At 66.6% G+C, this 21,515-nt stretch carries 16 protein-coding genes; 4 read left to right on the top strand and 12 right to left on the bottom strand.

Going from position 1 to position 21,515, the window contains the following annotated elements; translation table 11 throughout:
- The first annotated feature begins 352 nt into the window (after positions 1 to 352).
- From B7X49_RS09635 to B7X49_RS09625, 3 genes are all read left to right on the top strand, one after another.
- Positions 353 to 5,941 (top strand): alpha-2-macroglobulin, encoded by a 5,589-nt coding sequence (locus B7X49_RS09635; RefSeq protein ID WP_286703836.1) that lies wholly within the window; start codon positions 353 to 355, stop codon positions 5,939 to 5,941.
- Positions 5,922 to 7,883: a penicillin-binding protein 1C gene (pbpC, locus tag B7X49_RS09630; protein WP_286703837.1), complete on the top strand. Its 1,962-nt coding sequence runs from the start codon at positions 5,922 to 5,924 to the stop codon at positions 7,881 to 7,883. Before B7X49_RS09635 ends, pbpC begins: the two co-directional genes overlap by 20 nt.
- A gap of 143 nt (positions 7,884 to 8,026) precedes the next feature.
- Positions 8,027 to 8,800 (top strand): ferredoxin--NADP reductase, encoded by a 774-nt coding sequence (locus tag B7X49_RS09625; protein WP_286703838.1) that lies wholly within the window; start codon positions 8,027 to 8,029, stop codon positions 8,798 to 8,800.
- 41 nt (positions 8,801 to 8,841) lie between these two features.
- Here B7X49_RS09625 and B7X49_RS09620 read toward each other — a convergent pair whose 3' ends face one another.
- From B7X49_RS09620 to B7X49_RS09590, 7 genes are all read right to left on the bottom strand, one after another.
- A complete protein-coding gene (locus B7X49_RS09620) occupies positions 8,842 to 9,054 on the bottom strand; it encodes a DUF2934 domain-containing protein (RefSeq protein WP_029314634.1) in 213 nt (70 codons plus the stop codon).
- A 163-nt stretch (positions 9,055 to 9,217) separates the two neighbouring features.
- On the bottom strand, positions 9,218 to 9,442 hold the full coding sequence (locus tag B7X49_RS09615) for a dodecin (protein ID WP_286703839.1): 225 nt from the start codon (positions 9,440 to 9,442) through the stop codon (positions 9,218 to 9,220).
- A 340-nt stretch (positions 9,443 to 9,782) separates the two neighbouring features.
- Complete coding sequence (gene msrB / locus B7X49_RS09610; protein ID WP_286703840.1) at positions 9,783 to 10,184, bottom strand: peptide-methionine (R)-S-oxide reductase MsrB; 402 nt, start codon at positions 10,182 to 10,184, stop codon at positions 9,783 to 9,785.
- Between the two features lie 105 nt (positions 10,185 to 10,289).
- Positions 10,290 to 12,089: a DEAD/DEAH box helicase gene (locus B7X49_RS09605; protein ID WP_286703884.1), complete on the bottom strand. Its 1,800-nt coding sequence runs from the start codon at positions 12,087 to 12,089 to the stop codon at positions 10,290 to 10,292.
- A gap of 105 nt (positions 12,090 to 12,194) precedes the next feature.
- The gene (locus B7X49_RS09600) at positions 12,195 to 12,662 is read right to left on the bottom strand and encodes a DUF427 domain-containing protein (RefSeq protein WP_286703841.1); all 468 of its coding nucleotides are present in this window, start codon (positions 12,660 to 12,662) and stop codon (positions 12,195 to 12,197) included.
- A gap of 1 nt (position 12,663) precedes the next feature.
- Positions 12,664 to 12,795: a hypothetical protein gene (locus tag B7X49_RS09595; RefSeq protein ID WP_286703842.1), complete on the bottom strand. Its 132-nt coding sequence runs from the start codon at positions 12,793 to 12,795 to the stop codon at positions 12,664 to 12,666.
- Positions 12,796 to 12,873: 78 nt separating this feature from the next.
- Entirely contained in the window at positions 12,874 to 14,232 is a 1,359-nt protein-coding gene (locus B7X49_RS09590) for a carbohydrate porin (protein WP_286703843.1), read from the bottom strand.
- A gap of 393 nt (positions 14,233 to 14,625) precedes the next feature.
- Between B7X49_RS09590 and B7X49_RS09585 the strand changes: the two genes are divergently transcribed.
- Positions 14,626 to 15,831 carry an ROK family protein gene (locus B7X49_RS09585; protein WP_286703844.1) on the top strand — a complete coding sequence of 402 codons (1,206 nt, stop codon included), beginning with the start codon at positions 14,626 to 14,628 and terminating at the stop codon, positions 15,829 to 15,831.
- Positions 15,832 to 16,177: 346 nt separating this feature from the next.
- On the opposite strand, the gene hpnE is transcribed toward B7X49_RS09585, so the two are convergent.
- From hpnE to hpnA, 5 genes are read right to left on the bottom strand one after another with little or no spacing between them, the layout of a single operon-like run.
- Positions 16,178 to 17,410, bottom strand: a complete 1,233-nt coding sequence (gene hpnE, locus B7X49_RS09580; RefSeq protein ID WP_286703845.1) for a hydroxysqualene dehydroxylase HpnE — start codon at positions 17,408 to 17,410, stop codon at positions 16,178 to 16,180.
- Positions 17,407 to 18,264: a presqualene diphosphate synthase HpnD gene (hpnD, locus tag B7X49_RS09575; RefSeq protein WP_286703846.1), complete on the bottom strand. Its 858-nt coding sequence runs from the start codon at positions 18,262 to 18,264 to the stop codon at positions 17,407 to 17,409. The genes hpnE and hpnD overlap by 4 nt, the downstream gene beginning before the upstream one ends.
- Entirely contained in the window at positions 18,261 to 19,127 is an 867-nt protein-coding gene (gene hpnC, locus B7X49_RS09570; RefSeq protein WP_286703847.1) for a squalene synthase HpnC, read from the bottom strand. Before hpnC ends, hpnD begins: the two co-directional genes overlap by 4 nt.
- Positions 19,124 to 20,260: a glycosyltransferase gene (locus B7X49_RS09565; RefSeq protein ID WP_286703848.1), complete on the bottom strand. Its 1,137-nt coding sequence runs from the start codon at positions 20,258 to 20,260 to the stop codon at positions 19,124 to 19,126. Before B7X49_RS09565 ends, hpnC begins: the two co-directional genes overlap by 4 nt.
- Positions 20,257 to 21,384, bottom strand: coding sequence for a hopanoid-associated sugar epimerase (hpnA, locus tag B7X49_RS09560; protein WP_286703849.1), 1,128 nt, complete (start codon positions 21,382 to 21,384; stop codon positions 20,257 to 20,259). Before hpnA ends, B7X49_RS09565 begins: the two co-directional genes overlap by 4 nt.
- Positions 21,385 to 21,515 lie beyond the last annotated feature (131 nt).

Raw genomic sequence — 21,515 nt, 5'->3', positions numbered from 1 at the left:
GGCGCGTTCGAGATCATGGGGGGAGATAAACATAGAGGGTGGGGGGTGAGAAAGGGGTTTGTTAGGGGTGCGTTAGAATTTTTGGTTTAGGGGTGTGGCGGGGCTGGATTGCCGCGCTGCGCTCGCAATGACGTGGTGGGGTTGGGGGCTTGGGTGATGGGTATCGCGGGATACCCAGCTTACGGGTTTGTGCTCGCAACGACGTTGTGGGGTTGGATTGATTGGGGACCTTGGCGTTGTTCTGGCATCCTGTTATCGAAAGAGCCAAGAAAATGCTGGTTTGTTTATGCTTGGCGGATGGCCACTGGGAGTGAGAAGCGATGTCCGATCCGATCATGGGCTGTGGCGTCTGATGGGCAACGCTCCGCGCTCGATGCTGCGGTTTGCGGTTGTGCTGTGCCTTGCGATTGCGGGGTTGGCGGTGAGCCATCGGGCGGCGGTGGCTGATGCGCCGGTGTCTGATGCGCGGGTGGCGCCGCTGGCGAGCGTTGGTTTGCGGCATCTGCTGCCGGGGTTGGTGGCGGACGCGCGGGCGTTTCAGGCGTTTGCGGATCGGCGGGTGGTGGGGGACAGCGCGGGTGTTGCGGCGCATCGGGCGGATTTGGCGCGGCGGGCGAAGCAGGCGTTCGATGATCAGGACTGGGCGGCCGCGGCGGCGCTTTATCGGCGGCGGTTGACCATTGGCGATGAGACGCAGCCGGGGCTGTGGCTCGATTATGCCACGGCGCTGTCGCGCATCGCCAAGCCCGATCCGGCCGCGATCGAGGCGGCAGCGTTCATTGCGTATCGGCAGAACGAGACGCTTGGCGGCGATGCGGTGCGTGCCAAGCGGGCGTTGTTGTTGATCGTCAAGGCGTTGTCGTTGCAGGACAATCAGTTGGCGCGGCTCGATGTGCTGGCGGCGTTGCAGCGTGCGTATCCGGATGATCGGGTGATTGCGGACAAATTGGCGGCGGCGCGCAAGACCTATGGCGTGCGGGTGACCAAGTTGACCGTGCATGCCAACCAGTTTCCGACCAGCGCCTGTATTGCGCTGACGGTGAAGCCGAGCGGGGCGGCGGATTTTCATGCGGGGGATTGGGTGCGGTTTGCACCGCCCCAGCCGCAGGCGGCGGTGAGCGTGCAGGCGGGTGCGATTTGTGTTGCCGGTCTGCCGGCCGGCAATACCAGCATGGTGACGCTGCTGCACGGGATGCCGTTGCAGGGTGGGGCGCGCTTGCCGGAGGATATGAAGGTGAGCGTGGTGATCGGCGCGCGGCGGGCGCAGTTGATCGCGGATGTCACGCATTTTCTGATCCCCGCCTCGTCGCCGCCGGCGGTGGGGGTTTCCACGGTCAATCTGGACACGGTGCGGCTGAAGATCGTGCGGGTGGCGGAGCGGTCATTGACCGGGTTTTTTTCGAACCATCCGCTGTTCAATCCAGATTCCTATCAGAACACGCTGAACGGCAATTATGGCAAGACGGTCTGGCAGGGTGAGGCGGCGGTGCCGGGGTTCGTTTCGAACCGGCTGATCCGCTCGGTGCTGAATTTACCCAAGGTTATGACCAAGCCAGGTCTTTATGCGATCGAGCTGCGGCCGGGGGCGGGGCAGAAGAGCAATTATGCGTTGCATGCGGTGCAGCTGGTGCTGCGGACCGATCTGGCGCCGGTGGTCTGGCGCGGTTGGAACGGGCTGCATGTGCAGATCCGCAATTTAACCGCGGCGCAGCCGCAGAGCGGCGTGAAGATTGCGTTGATCGCATCGGATAATTCGATTCTGGCGACGGCGACGACGGATGGTGACGGGTTCGCGACTTTTGCGGCGCCGTTGCTGGCGGGCAGCGGTGGGCAGGCGCCGGTGGCGTTGCATATCAGCGGGCCGGATGGTGATTTCACGGTGTTCGATTTGACGGGATCGCCGCTCGATTTGTCGGATCGGGGGATTTCGGGGCGGCCGGTGGCGCATCGGATCGATCCGTTCCTGTGGCTGGATCGGGGGATTTATCGGCCGGGCGAGACCGTGCATGTCATGGCGCTGTATCGGACCGATCGGGGCACGCCGCTCGATTTGCCGTTGCATGTGATCGTGCGGCGGCCGGCGGGGCAGGTTTACCTCGATCGGGTGGTGGCGCGGCATGATGATGATGCGGTGACGCTGCCGGTTGTGCTGCCGGGTGCGGCGCAGGCGGGGAACTGGTCGGTCAGCCTGGCGATGGGGACGGACAAGCAGGCGCTGGCGGAGCGGCATTTCACGGTTGCGGCGTTCGTGCCGGCGAAGCTGAAGGTTTCGCTCGGGCAGCCGAAGCCGCTGGTGGCGGGCAAGCGCGATCATTGGCCGGTCAATGTGCGGTTTTTATATGGTGCGCCGGGTTCGGCCCTGAGCGGGACGGCGACGGTGCGGCTGGTGACGGCGGCGACGCCGTTTGCGCAATGGGCGGGGTATCGGTTCGGCTTGCAGGGCGAGATGTTCGAATCGCCGCTGAGCCATGTGCAGCTGGCGGCGACCGGGCCGCATGGCAATACGAGCGTGCCGATCGATCTGACCAATCCGCCGGACACCACCCATGCGATTGCGGCGAAGCTGAGTGTGAGCATCGATGATCCCTCCGGCCGGGCGGTGACCAAGGCGATCACGCTGCCGGTGACGCCGGCGGCGCCGTTGATCGGGATCAGGCCGGATTTCGCCGATGATACGGTGGGCAACAAGGTGGCGCCGGGGTTCGAGATTGCCGCGGTCGATCCGGCGGGGGCGGCGGTGGCGATGCCGGTGACGGTGAGCCTGGTGCGGCAGGACACCGAGTGGAACATTGATTACAACGGATCGGTGGCGCGCTGGTCGATCAGTCATGTGAATCGGCCGGTGGAGACGGTGAATGTGACGCTGCAACCGGGCAAGCCGACGCATTTCAGCGCGCCGGTGCTGGGTTGGGGGCGGTATCGGCTGCGGGTGGTGCAGGCGAAGGGCGGGTTCGCGGCAAGCTCGGTGGTGTTTTATTCCGGCTGGGCGACCTCGGCCAATCCGGCGGCGCCGCAGCGGGTGACGGTTTCATCCGGTGCGCGCGATTACGCGGTGGGCGATACCGCGCAGGTGCATGTGAGCGCGCCGTTCGCGGGGCCGGCGACGCTGGTGATGGCCAATAACGATGTGATTTCGACGCGGAACTTCACCCTGCCGCAGGGCGGGACGACGCTGAACATCGCGGTCAGGCGGCGGTGGGGGGCGGGTGCGTATGCGATGGTCGAGGCGTTTCAGAAGGGCGATGCGACGCATCAGCCGGGGCGGGCGATCGGGCTGACCTGGATTGGCGTGAAGCCGGGGCGGCGGCGGATCGATGTGTCGATTCCGGTGAAGCCGCTGTATCGGCCGGGGCGGGATGTGACGTTCGATGTCCATGCGCGGCCGGGGGCGTATGTGACGCTGGCGGCGGTGGATGAGGGGATTTTGCAGTTGACCGATTTTGCCGACCCTGATCCGCTCGGGCATTTTTTTGGCCAGCGCCGGTTGGGGGTGAGCGTGTTGGATGATTACGCCGGGCTGATCCTGCCGCCCTCCGGCCAGCCGGCGGTGTTGAAGAACGGCGCGGGGGCGAATTTCGGGCCGGCGAACAAGCCGATTCCGCAGCGCATCGTTTCGTTGTTTGCGGGGCCGGTGCAGGCGGGGGCGGATGGGATTGCGCATATCACGCTGCATATTCCCTCGTTCAACGGCCAGATCAGGCTGATGGCGGTGGCCTGGACCAGGACGGCGGTGGGTGGGGCGAACAGCGATATCATTGTGCGCAACCGGGTGATTGCCGATGCGCTGCTGCCGCGGTTTCTGGCACCGGGGGACAGTGCGGATGCCGGGTTGATGCTGCAGAACCTGGATTTGCCGGATGGCATTTTCACCGCGCGGCTCAGCGTGTCCGGCCCGTTGCGCATTGCGGGGGCGGCGCGCGCGACGATCGATCTGAAGCCGGGTGCGCGACGGGTGGTGCGGTTCGGGCTGGATGCGGCGCGGGCGGAGGGCACCGGGCGGATCGATCTGGCGTTGCGCGGGGCGCATTATACGCTGGACCGGCATTGGACCCTGAGCGTGCAGTCCGCCCGCGCGCCGGTGAGCCGGTTGATGACCGCGACGGTGAAGCCGGGGGCGCGGGCGACGATCGGGGTGAACGACGCCGGGTTTTATCCGGGTTCGGTGGGCGCGACGATCACGTTCGGTAATACGCTGCCGTTCGATCCGGCGGAGTATATGCAGGCGCTGGCGGCGAATCATCTGCCGTTTCTGGCGCAGAGCGTGAGCCGGGGTCTGCCGCTGACGGTGCTGCATGGGCCGGTCGTGGGGCCGGAGCCGCAGGCGCGGCTGGCGCGGGCGGTGGAGCAGGTGCTCGATTTGCAGCGGTTCGATGGGGCGTTCGGGCTGTGGTCGTCGCAGGATACCAGCGAGCCGTGGCTGAGCGCGTATGCGACGGAGTTTTTGCTGCGCGCGCGCAAGGCCGGGGCGTATGTGCCGGATGCGCAGATCGATCAGGCGCTGGCGTGGTTGCATAACGAGGTGGTGCAGGGTGAGGGCAGCCCGGTCTCGCAGGTTTATGCGGCCTATGTGCTGGGTCTGGCGGGGCGGCCGCCGGCAGGGGTGATCCGCCAGTTGGGCGAGGGGCTCGATGGGTTGGACATGCCGCTGGCGCGCGCGCAGCTTGGCGCGGCGCTGGATGAGATCGGCGAGCCGGGGGCGGCGCGGCATGCGCTGGATGCGGCGCTGTCGATGCATAACCGCTTGACCGGGGATTGGTATTTTCTGGATCAGGATTGGAACCAGGCGTTCGGGTCGCCGTTGCGCGATGCCTGGGCGGTGCCTGCGGTGGTGGCGCAGACCGGGTTGCTGCGCGGCCGGCTGGCGGCGTTGCGGGCGGATTTGCCGGGGCAGGGGATCGATGTCGCGGATTTGAGCGCGCAGGAGCTGGCCTGGGCGTGTTTTGCCGATGGGGTGCTCGGCGCGCCGCCGCCGCCGATGGATTTCACGATCGGTGGCCGCGCGATCAAGGCGGACAAGGCGGTCAGCGAGGCGTTGGCGGGGCCGGCGGCGATTGTCAATCGGGCGACGACGGCGCTGGCGGTGAGTGTTGCGACGACCGGCGTGCCGGATCGGGCACCGGCGGCGGTACGGCAGGGTATGGTCGTGACGCGGCGGTTCTATGCGTTGGACGGCACCGCGCTCGACCCCTTGGTGCTGGCGCAGAACACCAGTTTCATCATGGTGATCAGCGGCCGGGCGGTCGATTCCGCGCCGCATCGGGCCGTGGTCGATGCCGGTTTGCCGGCGGGGTGGGAGCTTGCGGGCAATATTGCGAGCGGGGCGGTGAGCGGGGGTGCGCTGGATTGGCTGGGCCGGCTCAGCCATCCGCGCGTGCGGGCGGCTTCGGATGATCGCTACGAGGCGGCGTTCGATCTGGCACCGTCGGATTCCAATTATTTCGGCGAGGATAATGGCGTGGATCGGGAATTCCGCGTCGCCGTGATGGTGCGGGCGGTGACGCCGGGGCATTTCACGCTGCCGGGGGTGACGCTGTCGGATATGTTTCATCCGATGGTGTTCGGCCGGACGGCGGGGGGCAGCGTGACGGTGCTGGCGCCGGGGCAGGCGGCGCCGAAGCCGGTGGTGACGCCGAAAGCGGGGGCAGCGCAGAAAGCGGGGGCAGCGCATAAACCGGGGGCAGCGCTGGGGGGTGGTGGGTCGCCGAAGCTCAAGGCCGCGAATGCCGCATTGGCGCGGCAATATGACGCGTTGATGCGGACACTGCCGCCGGGCGAGCAGGCGTTGCTGCGGGTTGGGGAGTCGCAATGGATCATCGACAAGCGGGCCGCGTGCGGGCGGCAGGCGGTGGCGATGCGGACGGCGAAGGGGGTGGCCTGCCTGATCGATCAGACCGAGCGGCGGATGGCCGTGCTCAAGCGCGATGCCGCGCTGCGGCCCTGAGGTGCGGCGCCGGGTTGGGGCGGTTGGGCTTGCTGGTGTTGTTGCGATCGGGCTGATCTTTGGGCTGGCGTGGTTTCGCCCGCCCGGATTGTCGCGGTTGCTGGTGCAGAGCCGGCAGAGTTTCGGCCAGCATGGTCATGCGATTGCGACGTTCGAGGATGCGCGGGGTGAGTGGAAATTGCCGAGCGATGCGGCGACGGTCGATCCGTTGCTGGCGCGGATGGTGATTGCGGTCGAGGATCGGCATTTCTATCTCGATCCCGGGGTCGATCCGCTGTCGATCCTGCGGGCGAGCGCGCAATTGCTGGCGGCGGGGCATGTGGTTTCGGGCGCATCGACGCTGACCATGCAGGTGACGCGGCTGCTGCATCCGGCGCCGCGCACGCTGGCGGTGAAGCTCGATGAGGCGTTTCATGCGCTGGCGTTGAACGAGCATTACAGCAAGGCGGCGATCCTGGGCATGTGGCTCTCGCTCGCGCCGTTCGGTGGCAATCTGGTCGGGGTGGAGGCGGCGTCGCACGCGTGGTTCGGCCATGGTCCGCGGCGGTTGAGCCCGGCGGAGGCGGCTTTGCTGGTTGCGCTGTGCCGGCGGCCGGCGGCACTCGACCCCGCGGTGCATCCGCGTGCGGCGATGGCGGCGCGCAACCGGGTGCTCGCGGCGGCCGCGGCGGCGGGGGTGATTTCAGGCGCGGCGCTGCGCCATGCCGAGGCGCGTGCTGTGCCGGGGCGGCGGCATCGGTTCATGGTGCTGGCGCCGCAGGTGACGGTGCATTTGCCGGCCGGGGCGCGCACCACGATCGATGGGCCGCTCGATGCCGCGATCGCGCGGTTCGCGCTTGGGGTGATGCGCGGGCTGGGGCCGCATGAGAGCCTTGCGATCATGGTGGTGGATGCGAGGAGCAGGGCGATCCGGGCGATTTATGCCGGGGACTGGGGCGATGCGCGGCGGGCCGGGTTTGTCGATCTGACGCGGGCAGTGCGATCGCCGGGCTCGGCGCTCAAGCCGTTTTTATATGGGCTCGCTTTTGCCGATGGGCTGGCGCGGCCGCACGGGGTGCTGACCGATCTGCCCGGTCGGTTCGGGGGGTATGCGCCGGATGACTACACCGGGCGGTTCAAGGGGGCGGTGACCGCGACGACCGCGCTGCGCCGCTCGCTGAATGTGCCGGCGGTGGCGTTGATGCGGGCGTATGGGCCGCAGCATTTTGCCACGGCGCTCGCGGCGGCCGGGGTGCCGCTGGCGCTGCCGCGCGGGGCGGCACCCTCGTTGCCGCTGGCGCTGGGGGGTGCGGGGATTACGATGCGGCGGCTGATGGCGCTGTATGCCGGGCTTGCGACGGATGGGCGGGTCGAGCGATTGCATGTGCTGGCGGGTGAGGCGCGGCGGCGGCGGCGCCTGCTGTCACCGGCGATTGCGCAGGAAATCACCGGGATTCTGACGCGGCCGTTTCCGGGTGGCGGGCCGGCGGGTATTGCGTGGAAAACCGGCACCAGCGCTGGGAATCGGGATAATTGGGCGTTCGGCTACGATCGGGATACGGTGGTCGGCGTTTGGATCGGCGCGCCGGATGGCGGGGCGCTGGCGGGGCAGTTCGCGCTGGCTGCCTTGCCGGTGCTGGCGGATGTGTTCGGGTTTCTGCCGGCGGCACCGCTGGCGCTGCCACGATCGAGCACGCCGCCGCGGCTGGCCGAGGCGAAGCCGGCGTTGCCGTTCGCGCTGCTCTCGCCCGCGCCGAAACTGGTGCTGCCGGCGGGCGATCCGGTGGATTTGCGGGCGATGGGCGGGGCGCGGCCGCTGCGGTTCATGATCGATGATCGGTTGATTGCGTCGATTCCGGCGCTGCGCAGCGCCGAATGGCAGCCGCCGGGGCCGGGGTTTTATCGGCTCACGATCATGGATGCGACCGGGCGGACGATTACCGGAACCGTCCATGTGCGGTGATACGCCGGGGCTGATGCAGGGCTGACCTGCCGCTGGCTGGATTGCCGGGGATCGCCATGTGATAGACCAGTGTTGCAAACGACTGACAGTTTTTCTACGACCACCGATTGATCCTGACCCGAACGATGCGCGGAGCAAGCCTGATGAGTGCCAGCCACAATACCGAAACCGTTACCGATGTGCACCATTGGACCGATCGGCTGTTCAGCTTTACCGTGACGCGCGATCCGTCGTTCCGGTTCGTGGCCGGGCAGTTTACCATGATCGGGCTCGATGTGGCGGGGCGCAAGCTGATGCGGGCGTATTCGATGGCGAGTGCGACTTATGAAGATCATCTGGAGTTTTTCAGCATCAAGGTGCCGTCCGGCCCGCTGACCTCGCAGTTGCAGCACGTCAAACCCGGCGATACCGTGCTGGTCGGGCGCAAGCCGACCGGCACGCTCGTGGCCGATAATCTGCGGCCGGGCGCGCGACTTTATCTGCTCGGGACCGGGACCGGGCTGGCGCCGTTCATGAGCATTATCCGCGAGCCGGACATTTATGAGCGGTTCGAACAGATCATCCTGGTGCACGGCTGCCGGCATGTGTCGGAACTCGCCTATGAGACCTATATCACCAGTACGCTGCCGCAGAACGAGTTCATCGGCGACATGGTGCGGGGGCAATTGCTGTATTACCCGACCGTGACACGCGAACCGTTCCGCCATAACGGCCGGATTACCACACTGATGCGCGACGGATTCGACCCCAGCTTCAACCTGCCGCCGCTGTCGCCCGAAAGCGACCGCGTGATGCTGTGCGGCAGCCCGGCGTTCCTGGCCGATATGACCGCGCTGCTCGAAGCGGGCGGGTTCAACGAGGGAAACTCCTCGATCCCGGGCGAATACGTGATCGAAAAGGCGTTCGTCGAGAAATAATGGCGCGGCAGGCCGCCGGGCCGGCCTGCCGCGCCGTTACGTTATCCCCGGCCGGCGGGGACTTTGGCGGCGAGCGGCGATTTGGCTGGGGCCGGTTCATCGTCGTTCATCGGTTCCGGTGCCTCCGGCGGGTGCGGGATCTGGGCATGGGCCTGGTGCCAGAACTCGTCGTCGCGATCGGCGGGCTTGCCGGCATCTTCCCAGAGTTTGTAGGCCAGCTCTCTCACTTTGTCGTTGTGGTCCTGGTCGGACATGGTGGAATTCCTCCTGATTGATTGCCGTGTGCGGCAGACATGGCGCGGCGAAAGACCAGGCTCAATCGGGCGGACGCGTGAATTCGCGGTTATCCGGTGCGGCGCCAAAACGCTTGATCAAGAACGCCCGGTCGTTGCGCGACACGCCGAAGCGGCACCCGCTTCAGGCACCCTCGCCATCATCCTCAAGCGTAAACCCAGCCTTCAACGTGACCTGATAATGCGCAACCCGGCCACCCTCGACATGGCCACGAGTCTCCGTCACCTGAAACCAATGAATGTGACGTAAAGTCTCGTGCGCCTTGGCCAGCGCCGTCTGAATCGCATCCTCAATACTGGTCGGCGAAGACCCAACCAACTCCACCAGCCGATACGTGTGATTGTCCATCCTCGGTCGCCTCTTTATTGTTGCACTCACAACATTGGCACCAACCACCCCGATTTCAATTATCACCCGGCCCGTAATACTGGGCACTGGTGGGGTGGTGTTTGAGAGGAAGTAAGGCGGGGGGCTTTGCCCCCTCGACCCCCACTAAGGGCTTAGCCCTTAGAACCCGCTAGTTTTAGGCAAGGGGAGGGCTGTCCAGGCCAGATCAGCGGAACTACCCAGGCAGCGCCCTCCCCTTGCCTAAAACTAATGGATTTTAAAGGCTCCGCCTTTAACGGGGTCCAGGGGCAGAGCCCCTGGCCTTACTTACTCTCAGGCACCATCCCACAAGCGGCCAGGACTAGGCTGGGGTGAAATTCATGGCGATGCCGTTGATGCAGTAGCGGTGGCGGGTGGGGGCGGGGCCGTCGTTGAAGACGTGGCCGAGGTGGCTGCCGCAGGTGGCGCAGTGGACTTCGGTGCGGACCATGCCGTGGCTACGATCGGTGGTGGTGGCGACGGCGTGGGGGATTGGGGCGTCGAAGCTGGGCCAACCGGTGCCGCTTTCGAATTTGCCTTCGGTGTTGAACAGGGGGGTGTTGCACCCGGCGCAGGTGAAGCGGCCTGGGCGCTTTTCGTTCAGCAGGGCGCAGGTGCCGGGGCGTTCGGTGCCGTGGGCGCGCATGACGGCGTATTGTTCGGGGGTGAGTTTCTGGCGCCATTCGGCGTCGGACAGGACGAAGCTGTAGGTGGATTGTTCCATGTGTGTGGCTCCTTGATTCGGCTGCGCGGCCTTGGGATTTCTGTTTGCGGCTTGGAGGAGAGTGTGGGGATGGCCGGCGCGGGATCAAGGCGTTGGGGGGCGGGGTCAGGCGCCGGATTTGGCTTTGTTGCGGCGGCGGCGGGCTTGTTCGTTGGGTTTGGCGGGATCGGTGCCGGGGCTTTTGAAGTTGGGTGGGTTGCCGGGTTTTTTGCGCCAGGGCGGGGTTGCGCCTGGCGGGCGGGGGCGGGTGGCGCCGACCGCATCCGGTGTGGGGCCGGTGGTGGTTTCGATGTGGATTTCGGGGTTGTTGACCGCGATGACGGATTTCATGAAGTCATCGGCGACGGATTGGTGGATTTCGAATTTGGTTTCGCGGTCGAAGATGCGGATGGCGCCGATATCGCGTTTGGTGACGCCGCCGACGCGGCAGATCAGGGGGAGCAGCCATTTCGGATCGGCGTTTTTGCGGCGGCCGACGTCGGCGCGGAACCAGACCATGGAGCCGGCGCCCGGTGTGCCAGTGTGGGGACTGCCGGTGTGGGGGCGGGGTTCGCGGCTGTTGAAGTCGCGGTTGTTATCGAAGCGGGGGCGTTCGGGCGGGAGAGGCGAGATGTCTTCGGGTGAGGGCAGGCGGGCGCGGTAGAGGCGGATGAGGGCGGTGGCGATGGTTTCGGGCGTGTAGCCGCCGAGCAATTCGCGGGCGGCGGTGAGATCGTCATCGAGGGGTGGTTCGGTCAGCAGCGGGTCGGTGAGCAGGCGGGCCTGATCGCGGGCGCGGATGGAGTCGGCCGAGGGTGGTTCGTCCCAGCTCGCTTTGATGTTGGCCGAGGCGAGCAGGGCTTCGGCCTGGCGCCGGCGGCTGTTGGGGACGAGCAGGACGCAGAGGCCTTTGCGGCCGGCGCGGCCGGTGCGCCCGGAGCGGTGGGTGAGGATGGCTTTGTTGTTGGGCAGGTCGGCGTGGATGACCAGATCGAGGTTGGGCAGATCGAGGCCGCGGGCGGCGACATCGGTTGCGATGCAGACGCGGGCGCGGCCGTCGCGCAGGGATTGCAGGGCGGTGTTGCGTTCGGTCTGGCTGAGTTCGCCGGAGAGGGCGACGACGGCGAAGCCGCGTTCCTGCAGGCGGCCGTGGAGTTGGCGGACGGCTTCGCGCGTCGAGCAGAACACGAGGCAGCCGCCGAGTTCGTGAAAGCGCAGCAAATTGACCAGCCCGTGTTCGATTTCATGGGCGGCGACGCGGATGGCGCGGTATTCGATATCGGCGTGGGGCTGGTTGCGGGCGACGGTATCGATCCGGAAGGCGTCGCGCTGGTATTGGCGGGCGAGGGCGGCGATTTCGCGGGCGATGGTGGCGGAGAACAGCAGGGTGCGCCGTTCGGTGGGGGTGGTGCCGAGGATGAATTCAAGCTCGTCGCGAAAGCCGAGGTCGAGCATTTCGTCGGCTTCGTCGAGCACGACGACTTTCAGGGCGCTGACATCGAGGTGGCGGCGTTCGAGGTGATCCTGCAGGCGGCCTGGGGTGCCGACGACGATGTGGCAGCCGGCGGCGAGGGCGCGTTGTTCGCGCCGGGGGTCCATGCCGCCGACGCAGGAGACGACGCGGGCACCGGTGAATTCGTAGAGCCAAGCGAGTTCGGCGTGGACCTGGATGGCGAGTTCGCGGGTGGGGGCGATGATCAGGGCGAGTGGGGCGGTGGGCGGCGGGAGGGCGCCGTCGTTCATGATGGTGCTGGCGAAGGCGAGGCCGTAGGCGATGGTTTTGCCCGACCCGGTCTGGGCGGAGACCAGCAGGTCGCGCTCGGTGGCGTCGTCGGCGAGGACGGCGCTTTGGACGCTGGTGGGTTCGATGTAGCCGCGTGCGGTCAGCGCGCGTTGCAGCGCGGGGACCGCGATCGGGAAATTCATGACGGGGGCGGTTTCGATAGGGGAGTTCATGGGGGCTGATAGCGCGCGGGCGATCGTGCGGCAACCGGTGCGATGGGCTGGCTGCCGCCCGTTATCGGGGGCGTTTTACCAACCCATCGTGCCGGGGCTGCCTTTGAAGGGGCCGATCAGGTTGGCGGTGACCCAGCCGCCGTAGAAGCCGCCGGGCTGGGGGGTGACTTGTTCATCGCCCACGAAACACGCATCGACCCGGCCGGCGTAGACCGCGAGGTAGTCGCGGATCGGCAGGAAACCTTGTGTGGGGGTTGGGTAGCTCCAGGCGGCGTCGACCGCGATCCGGTCGCCCTGGCGCAATGACCAGTAGGAGGCGCGGCCTTTCCATTCGCAGAAACTGCCGCCGCTGCGGGGTTCGATGCCGCAGGAGAAGGCGGTGCGGGGGAGGTAGTAGACCGGGGGGTGGCTGGTTTCGAGCACGCGAAAGCCTTCGGTCGTTGCGGCGATGGTGGTGCCGTTGAAGTCGATGCGGAGCGGCAGCGGCACGGGTTCGAGCCGGGGCGGGCGCGGATAGTCCCAGACGTTTTCGATCACTGGCATGTCAGGCCGGTTCGGCCCAGGCATTGCGGGCGCCGAAGCTGTTTTCGGGGATGATGGCGGGGCGGAGGGCCATGCTGAAACTCCTTTCCTGCGGTGCGGTGATGCTGCGGATGACATGGTGGCAACAGGGCAAACGGGAACTGCTCTGGACATAAAAAAACCCCGGGGACTGGCCCCGGGGTTTGCGATCCGATCGGGTGATCGGGGTTGGTTACGACTTGGTCGGAATGCCGAACAGCGTCGGCAGGTCGACGTAGAGCTGGATGCCGAACACGGCGGCATTCGGCAGGTTGTGGGTCGAGTAGGTCGAGAAGCCCTGGCCGTCCGGATTGATGATGTACTGGAAGTTCGGCATCACGTTCAGCCATTTGTTGACCTGGATCGCGTAGTGGACTTCGGTCATGATCAAATTGTGATCCGGCCGTCCGGCGCCGCCTTCGGCGAGGCGGGTCTGGTACAGCGAGTTCAGGTAGCGGTTGTTGTAGTGGATACCGCTGACGGCAACGCCAATGTTGTCGTTCGGACGGCTCGCGAAGGGGCCTTCCCAGATCATGCCGGCTTCAGCCTGGAAGTTCGAAACCTGCTTGCCGCCGGCGGTGCCGATCATGGCTTCAGTAAAGCCATAGATACCCCGGGGAGAGTTGGGCGCTGTTTGGTAGAGCATGCCTTGCGCCTGGGCGTAGACGGCGGATTCATTGTTGTACGTGCCGGAGCCGTAGTAGGGCGCTGTGTATTTGGCGCGATCGAAAATGGCACCGACATCGAAGCGGTTGTTTGCAATTGCGCCGGGGGTCTTGTTTTTGAAGCCGACTTCGACCGGCAGCAGATAGCCGTTCGAATCGGCGGTGCCAAAGTAGAAGCCGTGATGGGCATCCGGATTTTCATTGTTGGTCGACTGATAGGCGCCGAATTTGACGTAGAGGTTCGGCGTCGGAGTGATCAGGACGCGCCCGCCCCACACCGCGACGGCGTAGAAGCTGGTGGTCGTGATTTTGCCCATGTCCGGCGGATTGCCGCAGATCGCGTTCGACTGGAAATCGCAATAGAACGAGGACACGTCGAAACTATCCGGCATGTCGGTACGGCCGGCTTCGAGGTCGACCATGTTGTTGAACAGTTTTTGTTCATAGGTCAGGATCGTCAACTGCGCCGTCTGCCCGCCGCCGTAGATCTGCTGGACGGACACGCTGTTGTTGATGGTCTGTGCGGCGAGATTGTTGCCATGACGCTGGGTGAACAGGACATGGAACGAACCGCCCTGGATGCCGGCGAGTTTTTCCATGTCGAACGTCGCGCCGAAGTTGAGTTCGCCGGCGTAATCGGTGCCCTGGCGCTGACCGCCGCTGACCGAGCCTGCGAATTCACCGAGGTAGCGCGAGTTCAGATAGATGCCATCGTTGTAGAGCGACTGGCCAAGGCTTTGAATCGGCGACGGTGCCAGATTGACCTCGGGCGCGGCCTGCTGGGCCTGGGCGGGGCTGCTGACGCCAAGAACCGTTGCGAACAAGGCTGCTGCGGCGAACGTGCCTGCGAGCCGGTTCCGGAGCTTGGCTGGTTGGTTATGGTTCAAAACGGACCTCCATGTTGCGTGATTTTAGTTTGCGGCGAAACCTGTTTTGGTGGCGCAAAGACACCCCGGTACCGCGCCATCGGCGCCGGGCAGGAACTGGTGATGGCGGCTGCAGCACAGCCGCCGAGGGGGGCGCGGGAAATGAAACCGACGTGCACGGGAGATGCACGTATTTTGTGACATTGCAGCGGTGTTTGCATGTATCATCGTTTCGTCCCCGCTTCGATCCACGCAATTTCGAACAATCTGTCGCTTGCGTGAATTATTTTTACTCTTTAAAAAACCCTTAATGAGGAGCGTCTGCGGTGTCAATGCGAAATTCAACCGGACGGCGAAACGTCGAGCTGAACCCATGAAACCGGCTAACATCGTGCCCGATTTCAAGCGCGCCGCATGACCCGTACCCGCGTCAATTCCGCGTTGATCCGGCGCATCAACACCGGCCGGCTGTTTCACATCATTCGCCAGAATCCGGGGATTTCGCAGCAGAGATTGTCGATACAATCCGGCATCGACCCGGCCACGATTTCGATTATCATTACGAATTTGGAAGCAACCGGCATTGTGCGCCGCACCACCGATGCACCGACCGGGCGCGCCGGCCGGCCGACGGTTGCGTTGAACATCGATGCGCGCGCTGGTTTTCTGGCCGGGATCGGGATCGAACCGGACGCGATCCGTGTTACTCTCGCAACGATCGACGGGATGGCTTGCGCCGATATCACGGTGGCCGGCAGCACCGAGCCCGAGGCGGCGGCGCTGGCCGCGCATGAGGGGGTGGTTGCCGCGCTGCGCAGTGTGAAGGCCAGGCGCGGGGCGCTGCTGGGCGTCGGCATCGCGCTGCCGGGGTTGGTCTCGCTCGAGGGAAGGGTGGTGTTCGCCCCCAACCTCGGCTGGCGCGATCTCGATATCGCGGCGATGCTGGCGCGGCATCTGAAATGCCCGATCCGGCTGGAAAACGACGTGAAGGCGGCAGCGATCGCCGAGCATCTGTTCGGGGCGAGCCGCGATATTACCGATTTTGTCTACATTATGGGGCGGTCGGGCATCGGCGGTGGTTTGTACATGATGGGCGAGGTGTATCGCGGGCCGCATGGGCTGGCCGGCGAGATCGGCCATATGAAGATGGTGCCGGGCGGGCGGGCGTGTGGCTGCGGGGCGCGCGGCTGCCTCGAGGCTTATGTGTCCGAGCGGGCGATTCTGGCCGAATTGGCGGCCAAGGGTCATCAGGCGCGTGATGTGGCGGGGATTTTGCGCGGCTTTGAGCAGGGCGATGCGATCGTGCGGGCGGTGCTGGGCGAGGCCGGTTATTATCTGGGGCTGGGGCTGGCGAATCTGATCAATATCGTCAGTCCGCGCCGCATCGTGCTGGGCGGCAGTCTGGCGCGGCTGGCACCCTGCCTGCTGCCGGCGGCCATGGAGTCGCTGCATGCCAACGCGCTCGCGGCCATCATGCGCGATGTTGAACTCGTGGTGTCCGTGCTCGGGGACGATGCGGCACCGATGGGCGGCGTCGCGCTCGCGCTGCATCAGTTTCTCGATGATCCGCCGATCAAGCTGGGGCGCGGCCGCGATCATGGCGCGCTGGCCATCGGGTGATGGAGTCCCGTGTGCGTCGGATAGCGCGCAATGATGTTGCCGGCGATCGGCCAAACTTCGTTTCCCCTAATTGTCTGTTCTTTGTAGTTTTGTGACAAATCAACCGCGGGGATTGTCGGGTCAAGCCAATTTTGTGGAACTTGCCCCAGAGGTCTGCAAATACTTGCAGGTGTTGCAAAATTACCGGTATTTCCAACAACGACAGGGCGTCTGACTTAGTGCCGGTGCTGTCACGAAAGTGCGGCACTGGGCGGCGGATTTTGGCGATGATTAGCCGCAGGATGGGCGCGCGTGGCTGGGTTCGATCGTTCCGTTTTCGGGTTGGCGGGAAATCGTAATCGGCGCGCTACATCATCGCAGCTGCGGTTTCGCCGGAGCGGATGGCGCCTTCGATGGTTGAGGGCAGGCCGGTTGCGGTGTAGTCGCCGGCGAGTTTCAGATTGAGCAGGCTGGTGGCCGGGCCGGGGCGGCGGGCGAGTTGTGCGGGGGTGGCGGCGAAGGTTGCGCGTTTTTCGCGCACCACCCGGTAGGGCGGCATGGTGCGCGGCAGGCCGAAGCCGCGCCGCAGGTCGGACCAGACTTCGGCGGCCAGGGTTTCGGGGTCGGTATCGAGCCGGTCGTTGGCGGCGCTGATCGTGACCGAGACGACCTCGGTTTTTTCGAACACCCATTCGGCGACGCCGCCGAGCAGGCCGTAGAACCCGGCCTTGCCGGCATCGATCCCGGCGCGGAAATGCAGGTTGAGGATGGCTTCGAACGCATTGGGCACGATCAGGCCGGGCAGCAGATCGGCCGCGACCCAGGGCGGGGTGGCGAGGATGACCCGGTCGTCGGGGTCGATGATTTCATCGACGTTCGGGCCGACCAGGCCGGTGACGCGGTTGGCCGAGACGGTCAGGCCGGCGACGCGGGCGCCGAAGCGGAACTCGGCACCGTGGGCGCGCAGGAAGGCGAGGGCGGGATCGACGAAGCTTTCCGACAGGCCGATCGCCGGGTAGCGCGGCATCGAGGCGGCACCGCCGAGCGCGATGCTTTCGGCGACCACGGCGGCGAGCGGGGCGGCGGCGGCGACATCGGGCTTGGTGTTGAGCGCTGCGATCGACAGCGGTTCGAGCAGGCGATCGTACAGCGGGCCGAGCGTGCCGAGCAGGTTCTCCACCAGATCGTCGGGTTTGGCGCGTTGCAGGCGGCGCAGCGCCCAGTAGTCGCGCGGGGTGGTGCCCGGCACGCGCCAGGTTTTGCGCAGTACCCACCAGGGTGTTGCGCCCCGGTTGAGGCGCAGGGTCCAGGCCGCACCCGACACCAGGTCGATGAAGGGGAACAGCGGTTTGTCCGGGCCGACCAGCGTATCGGCAGCGCCGATCCGGTCGAGATAGGTCATGGTGGAGCGGTTGCCCGACAGGAGCAGGTGGTTGCCGTTGTCGAGCCGGCAGCCGAGCGTGGCATCGTCGTACGAGCGGCAGCGGCCGCCGCCCCATTTCGCCGCCTCGTACAGGACGACGCTGACCCCGCGCGCGGCGAGCGAGGTGGCGGCGGACAGGCCGGCCATGCCGGCGCCGATGACATGGACCCGGTTCATCGGCGGCGATCGGTGAGGAGGAGCAACTGCACGGCCAGCAGGAGTTTGCGCGCGGTGGACAGGCGGGGGCGGCGTTCGGGGTGGGCGAAGGCTTCGCGCCGCATCCGGCTGAGCAGGGGGCGGTAGGCGGCGGCCATCATGCGGGCGGGGCGCACCGCGCGCGGGTTGCACAGGCGCATCGCCAGCGCGGCGGCGGCGAAATGGGCTTCGGCCTGGGTGCCGATGGCGGCCATCGCGCGGGGCAGGCCGGGGGCGGCGAGGATGCGTGACGGGTTGAGCGGTACATCGGCGGCGAGCAGGGCTTCGCGCGGCAGGTAGATGCGGCCGCGCGCGGCATCCTCCGCGACGTCGCGCAGGATGTTGGTGAGTTGCAGGGCGCGGCCGAGATGATGCGCGACATCGTCGCCGGCCAGGGAAACCTCGCCGAACACGCGGATGGCGAGGCGGCCGACCGCGGAGGCGACACGGTCGCAATACAGATCGAGGAACGCGGCGTCGGGGGCGATGATCGGCGCGCCGGCATCCATCGCCATGCCATCGATGATCGCGTGGAAATCCTCGCGGCGGAGGGCGTAGCGCAGCGAGGCATCGCGCAGGACGCGGGTGACCGCATCGTCGCCGCCCGCGGCGAGGCGGGCGATGCGGTTGCGCCAGGCTTCCAGCCCCGCCTGCTTGGCGGCGAGCGGGGCGTCTTCGTCGGCGATGTCATCGACCGTGCGGCAGAACGCATAGATGCCGTACATCGCGACGCGGCGGGGCGGCGAGAGCACGGCCATGCCGCGGTAGAACGAGGTGCCGGCGGCGCGGGTCGCCGCAGTGACGGCGGCGGCATCCTGGACAGCGAGATCGTTCATCCGAGCGTCCGGGTCAGGCCGGCGAGCAGGGCGGCGGCGGCATCGGCCGGTCGCAGCTTCACCCGCATCGCCAGCGGGTCCTGCCGGCACAGTCTTGCGTGCAGGCGGCGGGCGAGGGCGAGGATGATGGCGGTTTCGACGCGCAGGCCGCGCGCGCGGACGTGGCCGGGCAGGGGGGTTGCGGCGCGGTTGAGGTCGGCGGTTGCCGCCAGCATCGCATCGAGCACGCGGCGCAGGGCGGGGGATGTCGCGGGATCGGTCACGGCGGCGGCGGTCAGGCCCTCGCGGGTCAGCCAATCGTCCGGCAGGTAGGATCGGTCGAGTTCGGCGAAATCCTTGGCGCAATCCTGGATGTGGTTGAGCACCTGCAGGCTGGCGCACAGTGCATCGGAGGCGGGCCAGCTCGCCGTGTTCTCGCCGTGCAGCGCGAGCACGTAGCGCCCGACCGGGGCGGCGGAGTAGCGGCAGTAGTGCATCAGCTCGGCCCAGGTGGCGTAGCGGTGCTTGGTCGCGTCCTGGCGGAAGGCGATCAGTAATTCGGTGGCGTGGACCGGATCGACCCCGGTTTCGGCGAGGCTGGCGCGCAGGCGGAGTGCCGAGGTCGAGCCGTGATCGGCGGCACCGGTCAGGACCGCTTCCATCACGTCGAGCCGGGCGATCTTGTCCTCAGGGGTGAGGGTGGGGTGGTCGGCGATGTCATCGGCGTTGCGGGCGAAGGCATAATAGGCGTGGACGTGGCGGCGCAGGTCGCGCCGGATCAGCCAGGAGCCAACCGGGAAATTCTCGTCGCCCTTGTCCTTGCCGGAGGCAAGTTCGACGTCGCCGCCGGCCGCCTGGGTTGGGTTGGTTGCTGTCACGCTCATGTCTGCGCCCCGTAGTCGCGGTTTTTCCACGCCGCCCCGGTGCCGCTTGCGTAGCGCCAGGCCGAGGCGATGGTGGCTTCGATATAAATGAGCGCGATCAGCGGCAATGCCAGCGCCCAGACCGGGGACAGGCCGTAGCGGCGCAAGGTCGGCCGATAGCTCAGCACGGCGAGCACGCAGGCGAGGAGGCCGCACAGCCGCGCGGCACCGGCGCCGAACAGGAGCGTCAGCGGTGGCACCAGCCAGACCAGCGCCATGCCGGCGATGGTCAGCGCGAGCAGCGCATAGGAATAGCGCAGCTGGGTGAAGGCGGTGCGCGCGATCATCGCGCGGAGATCGCGATAGTGCGGATAGGGGCGGATCGAGCGGGCGAGATTGCTGTGACCGAGATAGATCGCACCCGCCTGCTTGACCCGCTGCGCCAGCGTGACATCGTCGATCAGGGCGCGCCGGATGCTGGCGATGCCGCCGATCCGCACCAACGCCTCGCGCCGGATCAGCACGACGCCGCCGGCCGCAGCCGCCGTGCTTGCCAGCGGGTCGTTCACCCGCGCGAACGGATAGAGCATCTGAAAGAAATAGACGAAGGCGGGGATCAGCGCGCGTTCCGCCGTGCTGGTGCAGTTCAGCCGGACCATTTCGGAGACCATGTCCAGCCGCGCGCCGCGCCGGGGCTGGCTGATCCGGGCCATCAGCGTGGCGAGATGGCGTGGATCATGCGTGATGTCGGCATCGGTCAGCAGCAGGAACCCGGCCGCGCTGTGGCCGATGCCCTGGTCCAGCGCCCATAATTTGCCCGACCAGCCGGGCGGTTTCGGCGCAGCGGTGATCAGGTGAAAGCGCGGATCATCGCCGGCGGCCACGCGCGCGGCGGCGGCGGTGCCATCCGTGCTGCCATCATCGACCAGAAACAGCCGCAGCGGGCCGGCGTAATCCTGCGCCAGCAGCGAGGCGACCACCGCGGCGATGGTGCCCGCCTCGTCGCGCGCCGGGACGATGATGTCGACCCGCGGGGCATCGAGCGGCCGTTCGGGCGCCAGTTCGGGCGCCAGTTCGGGCGTGCTGCGCCAGAACCCGCCATGCAGCGCATAGAGATAGAGCCAGATCAGCGCGGCCAGACCGGCGATGATCATGAAACCGCCAGCACATCGGGGTGGAACCGCGCGCGGTCGAGCAGGCCGCGCCGGCTGAAATCGACCAGCGCATCACGCACCGCCATCGCGGCCGGGCGCGGCGCATAACCGAGCGCGCCGATCGCCTTGGCCGAGGAAAAGAACATCAGCTTGCGCGCCATGGTCAGCGTATCGCGCGTCATCAACGGTTCGGTGCCGGAAACGCGGGCCCAGGCCTCCATCGCCGCCGCCAGCGGCATCAACGGGCCGATCGGCAGCTTGACGCGCGGCGGCTTGCGGCCGGCCAGCCTGGTGATCAGGCCGATGATGTCCGACAGCATCAGATCCTCGCCGCCGAGAATATAACTCTCACCCGATCGCCCCCGCTCCAACGCCAGAATATGCCCCGCCGCGACATCGTCGACATGCACGATGTTCATGCCGGTTTCGACATAGGCGGGCATTTTGCCACGCGCGGCATCGAGCACCATGCGCCCGGTCGGCGTCGGTTTGATGTCGCCCGGCCCGACCGGCGCCGTCGGGTTGACGATCACCACATCCAGCCCCTGTGCGGCGAGCGATCGCACCGCTACCTCCGCCTCGTATTTCGAGCGCTTGTACGGGCCGACATGATCGGCAGCCTCGTTAGGCGTCAACTCGTCCGCCGGCGTCCCATTGCCGATCAGGCCAAGGGCGGCCACACTGCTGGTGTAGACCACACGCTCGACACCCGCCGCCCGCGCCGCACGCAACAACGCAACCGTGCCATCGATGTTGACCCGCCGCATCGCCGCCGGGTCCGGCACGAACAAACGATAATCGGCGGCAACATGAAACACATACCGACACCCCGCCACCGCACGGCCCAACGACGCCGGATCGGTCAAATCACCAACCACCCGCTCGCCCGGCACACAAGCCAGATTGGCCAGATCACTGCCCGCCCGATGCATCAGCCGCACCGAAACCCCCCGGACCGCCAAAGCACGCGCCACCGCCGCCCCGACAAACCCCGTCGCCCCCGTCACCAACACCAGCCCCGCCGCCGCAATACCGCTCACACCCGCACCCACCACTCCAAAACCCAACCCACACCCGCGCCGCATACCGGCAAAACCCCCGCCCTGCAAAAAATACCGGCGCATGGGGCCGGGTGGGGGGGGCGCTCGGGGTAAGCAAGGCGGGGGGCTTTGCCCCCTCGACCCCCACTAAGGGCTTAGCCCTTAGAACCCGCTAGTTTTAGGCAAGGGGAGGGCGCTGCCTCGGATTTTCCGTC

It is taken from the genome of Acidiphilium sp. 34-64-41, from assembly GCF_002282635.1.
Lineage (GTDB): Bacteria > Pseudomonadota > Alphaproteobacteria > Acetobacterales > Acetobacteraceae > Acidiphilium > Acidiphilium rubrum.
The sequence above is the reverse complement of the archived record's forward strand: the minus strand, read 5'-3'. Positions and strand labels throughout refer to the sequence as shown.